This window comes from Paenarthrobacter sp. TA1.8, assembly GCF_048595705.1.
GTDB classification, from domain to species: domain Bacteria; phylum Actinomycetota; class Actinomycetes; order Actinomycetales; family Micrococcaceae; genus Arthrobacter; species Arthrobacter nitroguajacolicus.
Map to the genome: position 1 here is coordinate 3,561,414 of NZ_CP184287.1, position 16,412 is coordinate 3,577,825.

General features: G+C 62.7%; 18 protein-coding genes and 1 tRNA gene. 6 read left to right on the plus strand and 13 right to left on the minus strand.

Translation table 11 applies throughout. The features are described from left to right. Positions 1-58: 58 nt before the first annotated feature. The 5 genes from rplA to ACNAOT_RS16610 form a co-directional block, all read right to left on the minus strand. Positions 59-766: a 50S ribosomal protein L1 gene (rplA, locus tag ACNAOT_RS16590; protein WP_011775608.1), complete on the minus strand. Its 708-nt coding sequence runs from the start codon at positions 764-766 to the stop codon at positions 59-61. Between the two features lie 147 nt (positions 767-913). Continuing rightward, positions 914-1,345: a 50S ribosomal protein L11 gene (gene rplK / locus ACNAOT_RS16595; RefSeq protein ID WP_011775609.1), complete on the minus strand. Its 432-nt coding sequence runs from the start codon at positions 1,343-1,345 to the stop codon at positions 914-916. A gap of 130 nt (positions 1,346-1,475) precedes the next feature. Then, the gene (nusG, locus tag ACNAOT_RS16600; RefSeq protein ID WP_420178624.1) at positions 1,476-2,321 is read right to left on the minus strand and encodes a transcription termination/antitermination protein NusG; all 846 of its coding nucleotides are present in this window, start codon (positions 2,319-2,321) and stop codon (positions 1,476-1,478) included. 114 nt (positions 2,322-2,435) lie between these two features. After that, positions 2,436-2,717 carry a preprotein translocase subunit SecE gene (secE, locus tag ACNAOT_RS16605; protein WP_091469017.1) on the minus strand — a complete coding sequence of 94 codons (282 nt, stop codon included), beginning with the start codon at positions 2,715-2,717 and terminating at the stop codon, positions 2,436-2,438. Positions 2,718-2,797: 80 nt separating this feature from the next. After that, positions 2,798-2,870: transfer RNA gene (locus ACNAOT_RS16610), tRNA-Trp, on the minus strand. A gap of 252 nt (positions 2,871-3,122) precedes the next feature. On the opposite strand from ACNAOT_RS16610, the gene ACNAOT_RS16615 reads away from it, so the two are divergent. After that, positions 3,123-4,352 carry a pyridoxal phosphate-dependent aminotransferase gene (locus ACNAOT_RS16615; protein ID WP_178997212.1) on the plus strand — a complete coding sequence of 410 codons (1,230 nt, stop codon included), beginning with the start codon at positions 3,123-3,125 and terminating at the stop codon, positions 4,350-4,352. A 112-nt stretch (positions 4,353-4,464) separates the two neighbouring features. Here ACNAOT_RS16615 and ACNAOT_RS16620 read toward each other — a convergent pair whose 3' ends face one another. Together ACNAOT_RS16620 and ACNAOT_RS16625 are read right to left on the minus strand one after the other, a co-directional pair. Next, positions 4,465-5,139, minus strand: coding sequence for a LuxR C-terminal-related transcriptional regulator (locus tag ACNAOT_RS16620; protein WP_178997214.1), 675 nt, complete (start codon positions 5,137-5,139; stop codon positions 4,465-4,467). Further along, on the minus strand, positions 5,136-6,722 hold the full coding sequence (locus ACNAOT_RS16625; RefSeq protein WP_420178625.1) for a PspC domain-containing protein: 1,587 nt from the start codon (positions 6,720-6,722) through the stop codon (positions 5,136-5,138). The genes ACNAOT_RS16620 and ACNAOT_RS16625 overlap by 4 nt, the downstream gene beginning before the upstream one ends. Positions 6,723-6,847: 125 nt before the next feature. Here ACNAOT_RS16625 and ACNAOT_RS16630 point away from each other — a divergent pair, with 125 nt between their 5' ends. The 5 genes from ACNAOT_RS16630 (at position 6,848) to ACNAOT_RS16650 (ending at position 11,166) form a co-directional block, all read left to right on the plus strand. Further along, the gene (locus ACNAOT_RS16630) at positions 6,848-8,500 is read left to right on the plus strand and encodes a PspC domain-containing protein (RefSeq protein ID WP_420178626.1); all 1,653 of its coding nucleotides are present in this window, start codon (positions 6,848-6,850) and stop codon (positions 8,498-8,500) included. Between the two features lies 1 nt (position 8,501). Further along, on the plus strand, positions 8,502-8,876 hold the full coding sequence (locus ACNAOT_RS16635; protein WP_420178627.1) for a hypothetical protein: 375 nt from the start codon (positions 8,502-8,504) through the stop codon (positions 8,874-8,876). A gap of 49 nt (positions 8,877-8,925) precedes the next feature. Next, positions 8,926-9,174: a PspC domain-containing protein gene (locus ACNAOT_RS16640; protein ID WP_054809083.1), complete on the plus strand. Its 249-nt coding sequence runs from the start codon at positions 8,926-8,928 to the stop codon at positions 9,172-9,174. Positions 9,175-9,373: 199 nt separating this feature from the next. Next, positions 9,374-10,399 carry an ATP-dependent 6-phosphofructokinase gene (locus tag ACNAOT_RS16645; protein WP_014922397.1) on the plus strand — a complete coding sequence of 342 codons (1,026 nt, stop codon included), beginning with the start codon at positions 9,374-9,376 and terminating at the stop codon, positions 10,397-10,399. Positions 10,400-10,416: 17 nt separating this feature from the next. Continuing rightward, complete coding sequence (locus ACNAOT_RS16650; RefSeq protein ID WP_420178628.1) at positions 10,417-11,166, plus strand: GNAT family N-acetyltransferase; 750 nt, start codon at positions 10,417-10,419, stop codon at positions 11,164-11,166. 105 nt (positions 11,167-11,271) lie between these two features. On the opposite strand, the gene ACNAOT_RS16655 is transcribed toward ACNAOT_RS16650, so the two are convergent. From ACNAOT_RS16655 to ACNAOT_RS16680, 6 genes are all read right to left on the minus strand, one after another. Then, the gene (locus ACNAOT_RS16655) at positions 11,272-12,789 is read right to left on the minus strand and encodes a DHA2 family efflux MFS transporter permease subunit (RefSeq protein ID WP_420178629.1); all 1,518 of its coding nucleotides are present in this window, start codon (positions 12,787-12,789) and stop codon (positions 11,272-11,274) included. Beyond that, positions 12,773-13,402, minus strand: a complete 630-nt coding sequence (locus tag ACNAOT_RS16660; protein WP_420181185.1) for a PadR family transcriptional regulator — start codon at positions 13,400-13,402, stop codon at positions 12,773-12,775. Before ACNAOT_RS16660 ends, ACNAOT_RS16655 begins: the two co-directional genes overlap by 17 nt. Positions 13,403-13,528: 126 nt before the next feature. Continuing rightward, entirely contained in the window at positions 13,529-13,921 is a 393-nt protein-coding gene (locus ACNAOT_RS16665) for an ankyrin repeat domain-containing protein (protein ID WP_420178630.1), read from the minus strand. After that, on the minus strand, positions 13,918-15,003 hold the full coding sequence (locus tag ACNAOT_RS16670) for a YgfZ/GcvT domain-containing protein (protein ID WP_420178631.1): 1,086 nt from the start codon (positions 15,001-15,003) through the stop codon (positions 13,918-13,920). The genes ACNAOT_RS16665 and ACNAOT_RS16670 overlap by 4 nt, the downstream gene beginning before the upstream one ends. A gap of 22 nt (positions 15,004-15,025) precedes the next feature. Further along, entirely contained in the window at positions 15,026-15,745 is a 720-nt protein-coding gene (locus ACNAOT_RS16675) for a flavodoxin family protein (RefSeq protein WP_420178632.1), read from the minus strand. Between the two features lie 49 nt (positions 15,746-15,794). After that, positions 15,795-16,394 carry an FABP family protein gene (locus ACNAOT_RS16680; protein WP_017200247.1) on the minus strand — a complete coding sequence of 200 codons (600 nt, stop codon included), beginning with the start codon at positions 16,392-16,394 and terminating at the stop codon, positions 15,795-15,797. Positions 16,395-16,412 lie beyond the last annotated feature (18 nt).

Sequence of the window (16,412 nt, forward strand, 5' to 3'; positions counted from 1 at the left end):
AAAAGGACCGCCCGGCAAAGCCGGACGGTCCTTTTATCAGAGCAAGTGCCCGCGAAGCTTACGCGTCGACGAGGACCTTGGTGACGTTCGGGTCAACGGTGATGCCCGGACCGAACGTGGTGGCAACGGTAGCCTTCTGGATGTAGCGGCCCTTGGAAGCGGACGGCTTCAAGCGAAGCACCTCTTCCAGAGCAGCTGCGTAGTTCTCAGCCAGCTTGTTGACGTCGAAGGACACCTTGCCGATGATGAAGTGCAGGTTGGAGTGCTTGTCGACGCGGAAGTCGATCTTGCCACCCTTGATGTCGTTGACAGCCTTGGTGACATCCGGGGTAACCGTACCGGTCTTCGGGTTCGGCATCAGGTTACGCGGGCCGAGGACCTTACCGAGGCGGCCAACCTTGCCCATGAGGTCAGGGGTTGCCACTGCGGCGTCGAAGTCGGTCCAGCCGGCTGCGATCTTTTCGATCAGGTCATCGGAACCAACGAAGTCGGCGCCGGCAGCGATAGCTGCTTCAGCCTTGTCGCCGGTTGCGAAAACGAGGACGCGGGCGGTCTTACCGGTGCCGTGGGGCAGGTTGACGGTGCCACGAACCATCTGGTCAGCCTTACGCGGGTCAACGCCCAAACGGAAAGCGACCTCAACGGTTGCGTCGAACTTGGAAGGATTGGTGTCCTTCGCGAGGGTGATGGCCTCGATCGGGGCGTAGACCTTGTCTGCCTCGATCTTGGCTACGGCTGCCTCATATGCTTTGCTGCGCTTTGCCATGCTGCTATTTCTCCTTGTGCAGTTGTGGTCTGCGGACCGCGCTGGGCCCTGCCACAAGTCGCGGATCCGGCAAGGATCCTGCGACATTTCAATGTTTCAGATGCCGGTTGCCCGGCGGGTGAAGGCCACAAGGGCCTTCGAAGGTTACTAGCCTTCTACGGTGATGCCCATGGAGCGGGCGGTGCCTGCGATGATCAGGGCAGCTGCCTTGATGTCGTTGGCGTTGAGGTCTTCCATCTTGGTGGAAGCAATTTCCTCAACCTGTGCCTGGGTCAGCTTTGCAACCTTGACGGTGTGCGGGGTAGCCGAACCCTTGGCGACGCCTGCAGCCTTCTTGATGAGCTCTGCAGCCGGCGGGGTCTTGGTGATGAAGGTGAAGGAACGGTCTTCGTAAACCGTGATTTCAACCGGGATAACGTTTCCGCGCTGGGATTCCGTTGCAGCGTTGTACGCCTTGCAGAATTCCATGATGTTGACACCGTGCTGGCCAAGCGCAGGACCGATCGGCGGAGCCGGGTTAGCGGCACCTGCCTGGATCTGCAGCTTGATGAGGCCGGTGACCTTCTTCTTGGGAGCCAATGTAGGGTCCTTCTCTCAATAGCTTCCTGGGACACAGGAGCGCGTCCCAGGTTGGTGGCCGCCATGGCGAGGCGGCCGGCCGCTCCCGAACTGCTAAGCAGGCAGGACTGGAGCGAAATTTTGGAATCAGCTAGATCTTGGTGACCTGGTTGAATGCGAGCGTCACCGGGGTTTCGCGCTCGAAGATCGAGACCAGGACCACCAGGGTCTGGGACTCGGGCTTGATCTCGGAGATCGTTGCCGGGAGGGTCTCGAACGGACCTTCCTTGACGATGACCGACTCGCCGACCTCGAAGTCGACGGCCACGGGAGCCTGGTTCTGCTTGTTGACGGGCTTGCCCTGCTCTGCCTGCTCTTCTTCGAAGACCGGGGCGAGCATGGAGAAGACCTCATCGAGCCGCAGCGGGACGGGGTTGTGGGCGTTGCCCACGAAGCCGGTGACGCCCGGCGTGTGGCGAACGGCGCCCCAGGAAGCGTCGGTCAGGTCCATGCGGACAAGGACATAGCCGGGAATGCGCACGCGGTTGATGACCTTGCGCTGCGCGTTCTTGATCTCGACGACCTCTTCCATGGGCACCTGGATCTCGAAGATGTAATCTTCCATGTCCAGGGTCTGGATGCGGGTCTCAAGGTTGGCCTTCACGCGGTTTTCGTAACCGGCGTAGGAGTGGATGACGTACCAGTCACCTTCCTGGCGGCGCAGCTTGCCCTTGAATTCTTCAGCCGGATCGGCCGGCGCTGCAGCAGCAGCGGCTGCCAGGTCGTCGCCGTCGGACTCTTCCTCGTCGCCTGCAGCGTCGTCCGACGCGTCATCAGACTCGGAGTCCACGTCAGCTTCGAAGTCCTCTTCGGAATCGTCGGCGTCGGCAGATTCGGGCGCAGCGGAATCAACCTCGGACTCTTCCACAGCCTCAGCTGCGGCGCCCTCAGTTTCTTCCAGCTCAGTCTCGTTTACCTCGAGCTCCTGCTCAGACACTTGGTCTCCTGCTTCCTCATTGCCTAACATGCCTATTTAAATGGCTCAATTCCGCAAACCCTGCAAAATCCCTGAGCTAACAAGGAATTTCACACAGTTTGCGGACAGATCCGCTTAGCGGTCCGTGACGCCTGTCCCACCGAAGACCCAGCTGGCTCCCGTCCCGAAGGCGATGTCCAGCAGGCTGACGATGAGCATCATGATGGCCACGAACACCAGCACCACGAGCGTGTAATTGATCAGTTCCTTGCGGGTGGGTGCAACGACCTTCTTCAGTTCACCAATGACCTGGCGGACGAAGAGTGCAATACGGGCGAAGAAGCCGCGATCGGCTTTCTTGGCGGGACGGCCCTTCGAGCTGCTGGCAGCTGTTTCGGTCACCTGGTCCTCACTCACCTTGCAAAGTCGTTGACCCGACTCTGATCAGAGCCATGGTTGCTGCGCGTGCCCCGGCGTTTCCGCCGGAACAGCTTGCGCAGGGCAGACAGGACTCGAACCTGCAACCTGCGGTTTTGGAGACCGCTGCGCTACCAATTGCGCCACTACCCTATGGATCGAATCCATGTTTCAGGCCGCACTTCAGCCTGCGGTGCTTTTCAACACCGGTGAACCAGTCTACGCAAGAATTTCGCGTTAGTCGAACCGGCCCGATTCCGGACCTCCCAGCCCTAAAAGCCTGTGACCAGCATTATCAGTCACAAAGTTCTGTAGGCACCCGGGAGCTCCGCAGAACAGCATAAGGTAGTTTACGTCGAATCCCATCATCCAGCCCTCGAGCTGCCTGCGTAGAACGGTACATAGATGTCTGCCGGAACAACTACCGCCCGCATTTCACAGCGAATCTCCGCCATTGCAGAATCCGCCACCCTTGCCGTTGACGCCAAGGCCAAGGCACTGAAGGCCGCGGGACGTCCCGTGATCGGTTTCGGTGCCGGCGAACCTGATTTTCCAACCCCGGACTACATCGTCCAGGCCGCCATTGAGGCGGCAGGCCAACCGAAGTACCACCGCTACTCCCCCGCAGGTGGGCTCCCCGAGCTGAAGAAGGCTATCGCCGAGAAGACCCTGCGGGACTCCGGTTACCAGGTTGATCCTTCCCAGGTCCTGGTGACCAACGGGGGTAAGCAGGCCGTCTACAACACGTTCGCGACCCTCGTGGACCCGGGCGACGAAGTCATCATCCCCACCCCTTTCTGGACCACGTACCCGGAAGCCATCCGGCTCGCCGGCGGCGTGCCCGTTGAGGTCTTCGCCGGCCCGGAACAGGGCTACTTGGTAACTGTCGAGCAGCTCGAAGCCGCTGTCACGGACAGGACCAAGATCCTGTTGTTCGTTTCCCCGTCCAACCCCACCGGCGCTGTTTACAGCCCGGAGCAGGTTGCGGAGATCGGCAAGTGGGCCGCGTCCAAGGGCCTCTGGGTTGTCACTGACGAGATCTACGAGCACCTGACCTACGACGGCGTCGAGTTCACGTCCATCGCCACTGCTGCACCGGAACTGGGCGACAAGGTTGTCATCCTCAACGGTGTTGCCAAGACCTACGCGATGACTGGTTGGCGCGTGGGATGGATGATCGGCCCTGCCGACGTCATCAAGGCCGCCACCAACCTGCAGTCCCACGCGACGTCCAACGTCTCCAACATCATGCAGATCGCAGCCGCAGCAGCCCTCACGGGTCCGCTGACCGCCGTCGACGAAATGAAAGTTGCGTTCGACCGACGCCGCAAGGCGATTGTCGCCGGCCTGAACGCGATCGAAGGTGTTGAATGCCCGACGCCGACCGGCGCCTTCTACGTCTACGCGGACGTGCGCGGCCTGTTGGGTAAGGAATTTGAGACCTCCAATGGTCCCGTCCGCCCGTCCACCTCTGCGGAACTCGCCACCCTCATCCTCGACGAAGTTGAAGTTGCCGTCGTTCCGGGCGAAGCCTTCGGTCCTTCCGGCTACGTGCGGTTGTCCTACGCACTCGGCGATGACGACCTCGCAGAGGGTGTCCGCCGCATCCAGGAGTTCCTGGGCAAGGCCAAGTAGCAACCAGCCAACGCAAACGCTCTTCCACCTGTGACAGGTGGAAGAGCGTTTCCGTTTAAGGCGCGGGACGTGAGAGACCGATCGGGAAAACCCGACGGGACGTGAGGGAGCGTTACAGGAGGCGACGCTCGGCCGCCCACTTGGTAAGTTCGTGGCGGCTGGACAGCTGGAGCTTCCTCAGTACTGCCGACACATGTGTTTCCACCGTCTTGATGGAGATGAACAGCTCCTTGGCCACCTCCTTGTAGCTGTAACCCCGGGCAATGAGCCGCATGACTTCGAGTTCGCGGGCAGAAAGCTTGTCCAATTCGTCGTCTGCGATGTCAGCGGGAGCGGTCCCGAAAGCGTCCAGCACAAAGCCTGCCAAACGGGGAGAGAAGACGGCATCGCCATCGGCCACGCGGATGACGGCGTCGGAAATCTCCTTGCCCGAGATGGTTTTGGTGACGTATCCACGTGCTCCGGCCCGGATCACCGACACCACGTCCTCGGCGGCGTCGGACACGCTCAAGGCAAGGAAGCTGGTGGTGCCGAGCAAAGCGCCGGAGCCGGCAATGACTTCACGTCCGCCACCGCCCAATCCGCCCGGGAGGTGCACGTCCAGGAGCACAACTTCAGGGCGGGTCCCGGCTATGACGGCAATGGCCTGTTCCACGGTGCCGGCCTCGCCCACCACATCCATGCGTTCATCGAGGTCCGCTTTCAAACCGGAACGGAAGATGGTGTGGTCGTCCACGATGACCACGCGCACCCTGCGTCCGACACCACTTTCAGGGCTGTTGTTCATTGCTTTATTTCTCCATTCCGATGTTCGGCATTCCGCAGGTCGCCATTCCGCTGCTCACCATTCCGCTGCTCGCCGGCGTCCGGACTTATTGATGGAAGGGACAATCGGACTTCCGTTCCATCGCTGCTGCTGTTGATGACCGCCGTGCCGCCGTGCCGCTTCATCCGGCCGATGATCGACTCCTTAACGCCCAGCCTGTCGTCCGGGACAGCATCAGGGTCGAAGCCCGGGCCGCGGTCCTTGATGAAGATCTCCGTACTACCGGCAGTGCTCTCCAAGTAAACGGACACTGTCCCGCCACCATGGCGGGCAGCATTAAGCATGGCTTCCCTGGCCGCCTGGACCAAGGCCTCGTGCCGGTCCGTCATGTCGGTGTCCCCTACAGTGACTACCTCCACGGCATGCCCATGGGAGTCCTCCACTTCTGCCGCCACGGCCTTGATCCTGTCTGCCAGAAGGCCCGATTCCTTGGCGGGATCACTGAACAGCCAGGAGCGGAGTTCGCGTTCCTGGGCCCTCGCGAGCCGGATGACGTCCTGCTCGGATCCCGCACGTCGCTGGATGAGTGCCAGGGTCTGAAGGACGGAGTCGTGCAAGTGGGCAGCGATCTCTGCGCGTTCAGTTTCACGGACCCTGCCGGCCCGTTCCGCTTCAAGGTCCTTCCAGAACTTCAGCCCCCACGGCAGCAATACCAAGGCAACACCGCCCAGGACAGCGACAGAGGCAAGGAGCGCCAGCCACGTCTGCTCCCACGACCCCGAACCGGACACCATCACCAGGACGCCGGCAACCACTAGGGCCAATCCCGCTGCCAAGCGCGTCCATCCGCCGGCCTGGTCGGCCTTCGTCTTGTCCACCAGGCCGGCCCTGCGGGTCTCATCGAGCTGCATCCAGGCAATCGCTGCGCCACCGAGGATGGCGGCCGCCGGAATCAGTGTGCCCAAAGGGACGTCGACGCCGAACTGGCGGGCGATCAGGATCGCAGCAACCAAGAGCAAGGCTGCGCCGAGCAGGATTTCCTTGCCGTATTGGATCTTGCGGAACGTGAACCAGGACGACAACGTACTTCCGGTGCCGTTGGCTGCTTCGCCCCTGAATCCTGCCCAATCCCACGATGACGCGGCACTGCCAAAGGCCGCAGGTTCGGCGACGGACCCGGCGCCTGCCTGCCCGAGGACAGAACCATTACCCGGGACAGAACCGTTGCCTGGAACACGACTGCTCCCTGTGACTGAACCGGATACCGGAGGCGCGCCGGCCACGGTCGGCGAGGGGCCGGCGTCGTACGTTGGCGCCACGGAAGGGCCGGGGGCCCCGAAGGTGGGCGGGAGGCTCACCGCAGGAGCAATGGGCGACGCCGGGCGGCGGGCGTTGCGCTTGGCGTTCTCGTCCGCGGTGGGAACCATGGTCCACAGCCACGCGTAGAAGGCCACGCCTGCTCCACCGGCGAAGCAGGCCAGAATCATCCCCAGCCGGACGAACTTGACCGGCCAGCCCAAATGATCGGCCAAACCGCTGCAAACGCCCGCGATCATGCGGTCGCTGCTGCGGACCAGCGTGGGGCGTTGCACAACGGTTGTCATGTACCAATCCAAACACGGATCAGGGTGCCCCGGACCGGAAACCGGCGTTGTTCGGGGGTCCCTCAGGGATCAATCAGGGTATCCCCCAGTAGAGGGAAGGATGGCCCGGGCGGCAGGATCGAAGTATGAACGCGAACAGCATGAACCCAGAGGAACCCGGAACGCCAGGCACCGCCGGCGAATCCGGCTCCAGCGCCAACACCGGCGCTTCCACCGGCGCCCCTGGCGCTACGTCCGGGGCACCCTCCGGGGCACCTTCGGGGGCACCATCCGCGGCACCCGATGAAGCCGGCGTGCCCTCGGGAACCGGTGCCGCCAGCGGCGGTTATCCGCAGGCCGGCAGCGCTCCTGCAACCTCCCAGCAGAACTTCTTCGACTGGATCCGTGACCAAGGCATCCGCCGGGGACCGGACCGTTGGATCGGCGGCGTCTCCAGCGGAGTGGCCCACCGGTTCGGCATCGACCCCCTGATTGTGAGGGGCATCTTCATTGTCCTGGCACTGTTCGCGGGCGTCGGCGTGCTGCTGTACGGCGTAGCCTGGGCGCTCCTCCCGGAGCCTGACGGCCGCATCCACGTGCAGGAAGCAGCCGCGGGCCGATGGTCAGGGGGCATGACCGGTGCGTTGATCACCACCATTATCGGCCTGCCCAGCCTGGGCCGCGGCTTCTGGGGCTGGGGTTGGGATGGACTGCCCGGACTGTTCTGGACGCTCTTCTGGATGGGCGGCGTCTTCTACCTCATCTACTTCCTGGTTCAACGCAACAAAGCTTCGAAGGGAACTCCACCTGTGGGCCATCAGAATTACTCCGCGACGCCGTACTCTACCGGCAGCACAGCTGCCTACGGTATGCCAACGTCCTTCGCGTCCACCACGACCACCGGCACTAACACCGGTGTGCCTGTCTACGGCAGTGGCCAGCCCGGCAGCAAAACCTACGGAGCTCCTTCCACAGGCGGTGCCTACGTCCCGGCAGGTGGCCACGGTTCCGCCGGTAGTTACGGTTCCGGTCATGGCCACGGCTCCGGGCCGGTTCCCCCGTCAGGGCCGTTCGGCCCCTCAGGACCGTCCACGCCTTCGGGCCCGCGTCCTCCTTACGGTTCCACTCCCCCGCAAGGCTGGCAGCCAAAGCCCGCCGTTCCCAAGCGCAGGGGACCCGGGGCTGCGATCGTTTCGGTCTCAGCCGGTGCGGCACTTCTAGCCGGCGGCACGTTGAAAGCGCTCGACGCCGGAAACGTCATTGATTTGGGCAACTCGGGCAACGCCGTGGTGTGGGCTGCCGGTGCCGCCGTACTCGGGTTGGGCATCCTCATCGCGGGACTTCGTGGGCGGACGTCAGGCTTCCTTGGCTTCCTCGCCGTGGCCGCCCTGATCATCGGCGGAATCTTCAATGTGGTCCCCAGGGACGGCGACCGCTTCACCTTCCATGACGTGAACTGGGCGCCCACCAGTCTGGAGCAGGCACGGCAAGGCATCGATGTCACCGGGGCACAAGGTGTGGTGGACCTGAGCGAAATCACCATGACGCCCCCGCTGGTTTCCGAGGTCCTGATTCCGGTTGATGCCACAGCCAGCAACGTCACCGTGGTCATTCCCGATGACGTCCCCGTTGAGGTCCGGGCAGACATGACATTCGGCAACCTCAACGAACGCGGCACGGACCGGGGCGGCTGGCTGCAGGACGAGAGGACCCTCTACAACACAGAAAAGCCCGGAGCCAACCTCGTGGTGGAAATTGACGGCACGTTCAGCAACGTGACCATCCAGGAAGGAAACTGATATGAGCACCAACGAGCCAGGCAAGGCACGCGAAGCCCAAGCAACCGAGCCACTGCCCAAGGAAGCCCGCCCCACGGAGGCCCTTCCAAAGCCGAGCCTTCAGCAGATCCCGCTCACGCCACCGTTGGAGCCCAGCTTCAAGGTGGAGGACGCGGACGACGACGAACCCCACCAGGCACGGATCGGCACAGTGGTGTGGGGATTGTTTGTGATCGCCCTGGCGGCCCTAATCGTCATCTCGACACTCGGTTGGGTCACGCTGAACGGTACGTATGTCCTGATCGGCCTGATGATCGGCGCCGGCGCAGCCCTGGTGGTCGGTGGTCTCGTCTCGGCCCGTAAGAGTTCCGGCAGCACGAAGAGCCCGGCGAAGTGACTCGAAGCAGCAACGTGACAAAGCAACCGCAACAGGGAAGGGTGTAGCCATGGACAAGTTCTTCAGCATCGTCAGGGGCTTCGGCCTGAAGCGTGGTCCGCAACGCTGGCTCGGCGGAGTCTGTGGCGGAATCGCAGCAAAGCTCAGGGTCGACGTAGCGTACGTCCGGGTCGCTTTCCTGCTCTTCTGCCTGCTGCCCGGCCCCGCATTCGTGGCCTATATCCTGGGCTGGCTCATCTTGCCTGACCAGAACAACAAGATCGCGCTCGAATCCTTCATCAGCCAGCGTTCCCGGTAGTTGCCGGTTACGGCAAGCCGAAACAATGGAACGCCCCGCCAGTTGGCGGGGCGTTTCGTTGTTTTCAGCCAGGTTTCCAATACCGCACGGCCAAGGTCAAAAGTAACCGTTTGTGTCCCACCCCACATGCGCGTCTACAATCATTGGGAGCTCAGCGTGGCGCTCTGCACGTATTCCTCCAAGCCATGAGTGAGCAAACATGAAAATTGGCATTCTTACCAGCGGTGGCGACTGCCCCGGCCTCAACGCAGTGATCCGGGGATCAGTCCTTAAGGGCATTGCCATCCACGGCCAGGAGTTTGTGGGCTTCCGCGACGGCTGGCGCGGTGTAGTTGAAGGTGATGTCATCGACATCCCCCGCACCATGGTCCGCGGCATCGCTAAGCAGGGTGGCACCATTCTGGGCACCTCCCGCACCAACCCGTTTGAAAACGGCGGTGGCCCGGACGTCATCAAGGCACACATGGAACGCCTTGGCATCGACGCCATCATCGCTATCGGGGGCGAGGGAACACTGGCAGCTGCCAAGCGCCTCACCGACGCGGGCCTGAAGATTGTTGGCGTCCCCAAGACCGTGGACAACGACCTTGATGCCACTGATTACACTTTCGGTTTCGATACCGCTGTCCAGATCGCCACTGAGGCCATCGACCGGCTGCGCACCACCGGCGAATCCCATCACCGCTGCATGATCGCCGAAGTCATGGGCCGCCACGTCGGTTGGATCGCCTTGCACGCCGGCATGGCAGCCGGGGCCCACGCCATCCTGATTCCGGAGCAGAAGGCAAGCATCGAACAGATCACCGAATGGGTCCAGGAAGCCCACGACCGTGGCCGTGCGCCGCTGGTAGTGGTTGCCGAGGGCTTCGTTCCGGACCACATGGAGTCCCCGCACTCCGAGCGCGGCCTGGATACGTTCGGCCGTCCCCGCCTTGGCGGCATCGCTGACCAGCTCGCCCCCGAAATCGAAGCGCGCACGGGCATCGAAACGCGGGCCACCATCCTCGGCCACATCCAACGTGGTGGCGTCCCCACGGCCTACGACCGCGTCCTGGCCACGCGCCTGGGCATGGCAGCCATCGACTCCGTGGTGGAAGGTCGCTGGGGCACCATGGTGGCCCTGAAGGGGACGGACATCTCCCACGTGGGCTTCGAGGAAGCTCTCGGCAAGCTCAAGACCGTGCCGCAACACCGCTACGACGAAGCGTCTGTGCTGTTCGGCTAGTCCGCTAGGCTGAATCCATGACTCTAGAGCCCACGTCTGCTGCCATTATCCAGCTGGCGTGGGCTCGCCGTTTGGGGCTCGACGACGACGCTTTCGCCAGCGCTGCTGCCCGGCTCACCGCTTCTGCGGTAGACCCAGAGGAACCCGGCAACCGCATTACCCGTGTGGATGATTCCGCGCGGGCCTTGGTTTTCCTGCGCCTCTTTGGCGTCTCGGCGCTCGTGGGGCCGCAGTGGGCGCTGGATGCGGCGGCGCCAATTCCTGACACCGAGCTCGCTCAGCACGTGACGCTGCTGACCATCACCCGGTCACACGGCGGACACGGCCTCGGGTCATCCGCCTTGTTCTTTGCGGACGATCTACCGCTCAAGCAGCCGTCCGACGAACTCACGGTTTCGCAGAGCAACCCCGAAGCAATCAGCCTGGAGGGATTATGCCCGCCCGATGACGTCAATGAAGTCGGGTTGCAAGGGCTCGAGCGTCGCTTCACTATCATGCACCCCGAAGAGGACCAGCCTACGCCCGTGGCCTGCGGAGCCTATGCCGAGTGGGAAGGCATCCTGGCCAACATGGGCGTCCTGGTTGCGCCTCCCTGGCGACGACGCGGCGTGGGCACCCTGGCCGCGTCCATCGCTGCGCACGAGGCCCTGGCATCCGGGCTGACCCTCCAATGGAAGGCCGATGTCAGCAACACCGGAGCGCTCGCGATGGCCCGCAGCCTTGGCTTTGCCACCGGTGGGCTCCACGCGAGCGTGCTCCTCGGCTAACAAAGCGCCGACCCGGCCCTGCATTGGGCAAGTAAAGGGCGGGAACAGCGCTTAAACAGGGCAGGACCAGCCCAAAAGCGGGCTGGTCCCGACACCGAACAAATGCTACTTCCGGACAGTTTCCTGTACGGCCGGCTCTCCAGCCGCTTCCCCACCCCAACCGCTGACCAACTTCGGCTTGCCAAAGAACAACGCCACCACGGCACCCAGCAGAATCGCGCAGGCGGGCAACCAGATGGACTGGCTCATCGCCGTCGAGAATCCCGCGTGGAGCGCTTCCGGCAACACTCCGCCCAGGGAGGCTTCGCCAACAGGAGCCCCGGCGGGAGCTGCGGGCAACTCCGCTGCGAGCCGCGACTGGATAAGGGCGGCGATGGCAGCCGAACCGAGGACAGCACCGATTTGGCGCGTGGTGTTGAAGACGCCGGAACCGGCCCCTGCCTGGCGTGGTTCCAGGTTGCGGGTGGTCGCGTTGGACACCGGCCCCCAGATGAAGGCATTGGCAACACCTTGCAGTGCGCTGGGCAGCAGGAACATCCAGATGGGAGTATCCGGCCTCAGCAGGGACGCCGTCCAGAACAGGGCCCCGGCCAGGCAGACGAGGCCGAAGGATGCGAACCAGCGCGGGTTGGCACGGTCTATGAGCTTGCCCACGAACGGGGCCAGCGCACCTGAAATAACGGCCATGGGAATCATCAGCAACGCAGACTGCGTCGGCGTCAGGCCCCGGACGGTTTGGTAGTAGAAAATGGTGGGCAGCGGGAAGGCGGTCACCGTGAAGCCAACCGCCATGATGGTGGTGTTGCCCAGGGAGAAGTTGCGGTCCTTGAACAGGCCAAGCGGCAGCAGGGGTTCCCCGCCCCGGCGTTCAAGGAGCCATTGCCAGGCGACAAACAGCACCAGGACCACAAGTCCTGTAATGATCAGTCCCCACACGGAAACGAAGCCTGTGACTGTTCCCCACTTGTACGTTTGACCCTCTTGGATGCCGAAGACCAGCAGGAACATGCCGACGGCGGAAAGCACCACGCCCACGACGTCGAACGTATGGCTGTGCGTGGTCAGTTTCGGCACGAAACGCATCACCAGGATGAAGGCCACGATCCCGATGGGGACATTGACGAAGAAGATCCACTCCCAGCCGAGGCTGTCCACGAGCAAGCCACCGAGGATCGGTCCGATCAGCACAGCCATGCCGGCTGTGGCTCCCCACAACCCCATGGCTGCACCACGGCGGTCCGGAGGGAAAATGCGCGTAATTACGGCCATGGTTTGGGGAGTCATCATGGCCGCACCCAAGCCTTGGACTGCCCGGGCCGCGATCAACATGGTGACGTCGCCGGAGAGTCCGCACCACAGCGAAGCGAGCGTAAAGACAACCAAGCCGATCAGGTACAGGTTCTTGGGCCCGAAGCGGTCACCCAGCCTGCCAGTGATCAGCAACGGCACGGCATAGGCCAGCAAGTAGGCGCTGGTAACCCAAATGACGGCATTGATGTCCGTGTTGAGGCCCTCCATGATCCGAGGGTTGGCCACCGACACGATAGTGGTGTCGATGAGGATCATGAAGAAGCCCACCACCAGTGACCACAGGGCGGGCCACGGCTTAGCTACGTTTTCCAAGGGATTCCTTTGGCTTGTATGAAAGTTCGGTTGGAGTTGGCCGGGGTTCATCCCAGGGCAGGCGCCCATTGCGCAACTCCTCGAGGAGTTCGCGGATCCACGCGATCTCCGTTCGGCGCATTGCTTGTTGATACGTAATGTCGATCCAGTACTTGCGATCCAGCCCCTTGGCCGTCACGGTTGCCTCGGCATGAACGAGGAAGTCGAGATCGGTTCCGAGGGCTACCAGGCGCTCCGCCAGCAGTTCCATCACCACAGCCGCGGGAAGGTTATGGGCTTCGGCGATTGCGTGGGGAAACACGGGGTATTCGTTGACGGGCGTGGAGAGCATGTCTTGAATCCGCGCATCGAGGGCCTCATGTCCGGCGGCGGTAATCCTGTAGGTGGTCCGTTCGGGACGGTTGCCTTCGCGTTCCGTTCCTGCGGTCTCCACAAGCCCGCTTTCCGCCAGCCGGCCCACTGCGTGATAAAGCGTGCCGGGGCGGACTTTGACGAGGCGGTCCTCATGGCGTGCCATCAACAATTGGTACATCTCGTACGGATGCATGGGTTGCTCTGCCAGGAGCGCCAGTGAAGCGACACCGAGCGGCGTCAGTTCTGCGATTTTCGGCACGATGACCTTCTTCCCCATCAAATATTCCACAACAACTATTCCACGTGGAGTATCCGGCACGCAAGAAAGCCCGCACGCAGGAAAGCCCGGCCGCACAGCGACCGGGCTCCCCTCGTGATACGTGCTTTAGCCCAGGAGGGCTTGGATCTCCGATCGGGCGAACATCGAGGCGGCCTCGCGCGCGGTGGGTGTTCCGGCGTCGGGATCTGCTCCCGCGTCCAGCAGGACCCGCGCCACATCCGTGTATCCCTTGAAGACAGCTCCGGCGAGTGGGGTCTGTCCTCGATCATTCGCGGCGTTGACGTCAGCACCGTGATGGAGGATCAGCTGCACGGCTTCCGCATGCCCGTGGTAGGCCGCCAGCATCAGCAGGGAGTCACCAGCGGCATTCGTCAACGTGGCAGGAGCGCCGGCGTTCAAGTAGCCACGCAGCAGTTCTGCGTCACCTTCGCGGGCAGCATCGAACAAGGCATGGGCCAAGGCCAACGTTTCGTCGTCGGGGCCTGTAGCTTGGGTCATCGGTGGGGTCCCTTCAGGAATCCGGTCTGGCGCCCGACAACCTGGCCGGCGTCGGGGGCGACGATCACTTCCTGGGCTGCGATGTAAGGCTCCTCGCCGTCCATCACCGTCAGGGTTTCTTCCGCCGAAACGGACCGTTTGATCACGGCCAGAGCAACGGGTCCCATTTCAAAGTGCTGCGCCACCGATGTCAGAGTACCTACCTTGCGCTCCCCGACAAATACGACGCTGCCAACGGCCGGCAACGTGTGCTGTGACCCATCAAGCTGGAGGAACACGAGGCGCCGGGGCGGGTGGCCAAGGTTGTGGACACGCGCTATGGTCTCCTGGCCCTTGTAGCAGCCCTTGTTTAGGTGCACCGAGGTCCTCAAGAGATCCAGCTCGTGGGGAATCGTCTTTTCATCAGTCTCAGCGCCAAGGCGGGGCCGCCACGCTGCAATCCTCAAGGCATCTGCCGCCATGGCGCCTGCCAGGGGAAGGCCTTCAACGACTTCATCCAACTCGCTGGCCGGTACAAGGTACTCGAACCAAGGGCGTTCAAGTCCGGGATGCGATTCTTCCGGGACGATGCTGTATGCGTAACCCCCAGGGCTCACGTGCGGCCACGGATCCTCCCACACGAGGCGGCCGGACAGTTGCTCCACCGGCTTGGTGGCGCCCAGCACGGCCCAATGCTCCGAGACGTCGTTGATCTCGACGCGGAGCATGAACTTCATCCGGTTCAACCACTCAGCAAGCGGCGCGGCCTCGGCGGTCTCTACGATCAGCCACGTGGTGCTGCCGTCGTCAATAACGCGGGCATCGAACTCGATGCGGCCTTGGACGCTGAGCAGCAGCAGTTCGCTGGCGACGCCCGGCTGGAGATTCGTGAGCTGCTGGGAGGAGAGTGTGTTCAGCCAGCTGAGCCGGTCCGGGCCGCTCACGGTCACCACGCCACGGTGCGAAAGATCGACGACGGCGGTACCGGTTGCCAGGGCGCGCTGCTCACGCAGTGGTTCACCGTAGTGGGCCGCGACGCCGGCATCGAGGCCGGTATCTTCAACGGCGCCAGGGCGCGACAACAGGGGGCTCTTGTAAGTCATATGTAGTAGAAGTCCTTGCGGGTCAGCGGTATTCCGGGTTTTCGAAATCGAATCGGGTGCCCGCTTTCCATTCCTCCGGCAAGTTGCCGTAGGCGGGAATTCCCCCGGCATCCCGCAGGAGCTTGGCCATGTGGAGCAGGTTCCACGTCATGAAGGTGGCATTCCTGTTAGTAAAATCACTCTCAGGCCCGCCCGATCCTTCATCAAGATAGCTGGGTCCCGGTCCCACCGGGCCGATCCATCCGGCGTCGGCCTGGGGCGGAATGGTGAAGCCGATGTGCTGAAGGCTGTACAGCACGTTCATGGAACAGTGTTTGATGCCGTCTTCATTGCCGGTGATGAGGCAGCCACCCACCTTGGGGTAGAAAGCCCATTGGCCCTTGTTGTTCAGTTCGCCGGAGTGGGCATACAAGCGCTCGATGAGTTTCTTGGTCATGGATGAGTTGTCGCCCAACCAGATGGGCCCTGCAATCACAACGATGTCGGCGTCGCGGACATGCGGGTAGATCTCAGGCCACTCGTCGGTCTTCCAGCCGTGCTCGCGCATGTCCGGGTAGACACCACTGGCGATGTCGTGGTCCACGGTCCGGATGAGGCGGGTACTGACGCCCTGCTTCTCCATGATGTCCCGGCTGATTTTGATCAGGCCGTCGGTATTGCTGAGCTGCGGCGAGGGCTTCAGCGTGCCATTGAAGAAGACAGCCTTAAGCCCGCTGTAGCCCTCCGGTTTGAGGTTGTTCACTATCTGCTCCTTCTGCTGGTTGCCGTGGAACGTACAGTGAGGCCTCGGGTCAGGACACCTTGTGGAGGAATGCCGAGGCGTGCGCTTCGAGAGCCTTGCCGCTGGCAGCGACGTCCCAGCGCCAAAGGAGGTTGCCATCAACCAAACCGAAGATGCGGGTGGCCGCCGTGTACTCCTTGGAGTGGCTTCCACGCATCACCATGTCGGTGCTCAGCTGGATCTGGGGTCCCTTGATCTGGCCGTAGTAAAGCTCGGTGATTCCGCCGGGGTGGGCGATCGACACTGAGATGTCGAAGCCGCCCTCCTTGTTTCGACGCTCCTCGACTTCGTCAGCTGTCTTGAGGACGGGGACGATGTCGGCCGGGATCAGGCCGGGGCCGCCGTCGCCCTCTTCAAGCTTCCGCTCCAACGCCCAGAACCCTGTCTCAACGGTCAACGGGCGCAACTTCTCGCCGGCGTCGTCACTGAGCCAGGTCTCGGCCCGGTACTGCAAGTACGGAAGCCCGTTGTGGGTGAAGGACACGTGCTGGACGAAATGCTCGGAATCCTCGTCTCCGCTGCCGAGCCGGCCGCGGCCTTCCCACTCACCAATGAGCCAGGAAAGAGGGACGAGTTCGGGCGTCAGATCTGTTGGGATCTCAATAGGCACAACGATTACCTCTGTCGA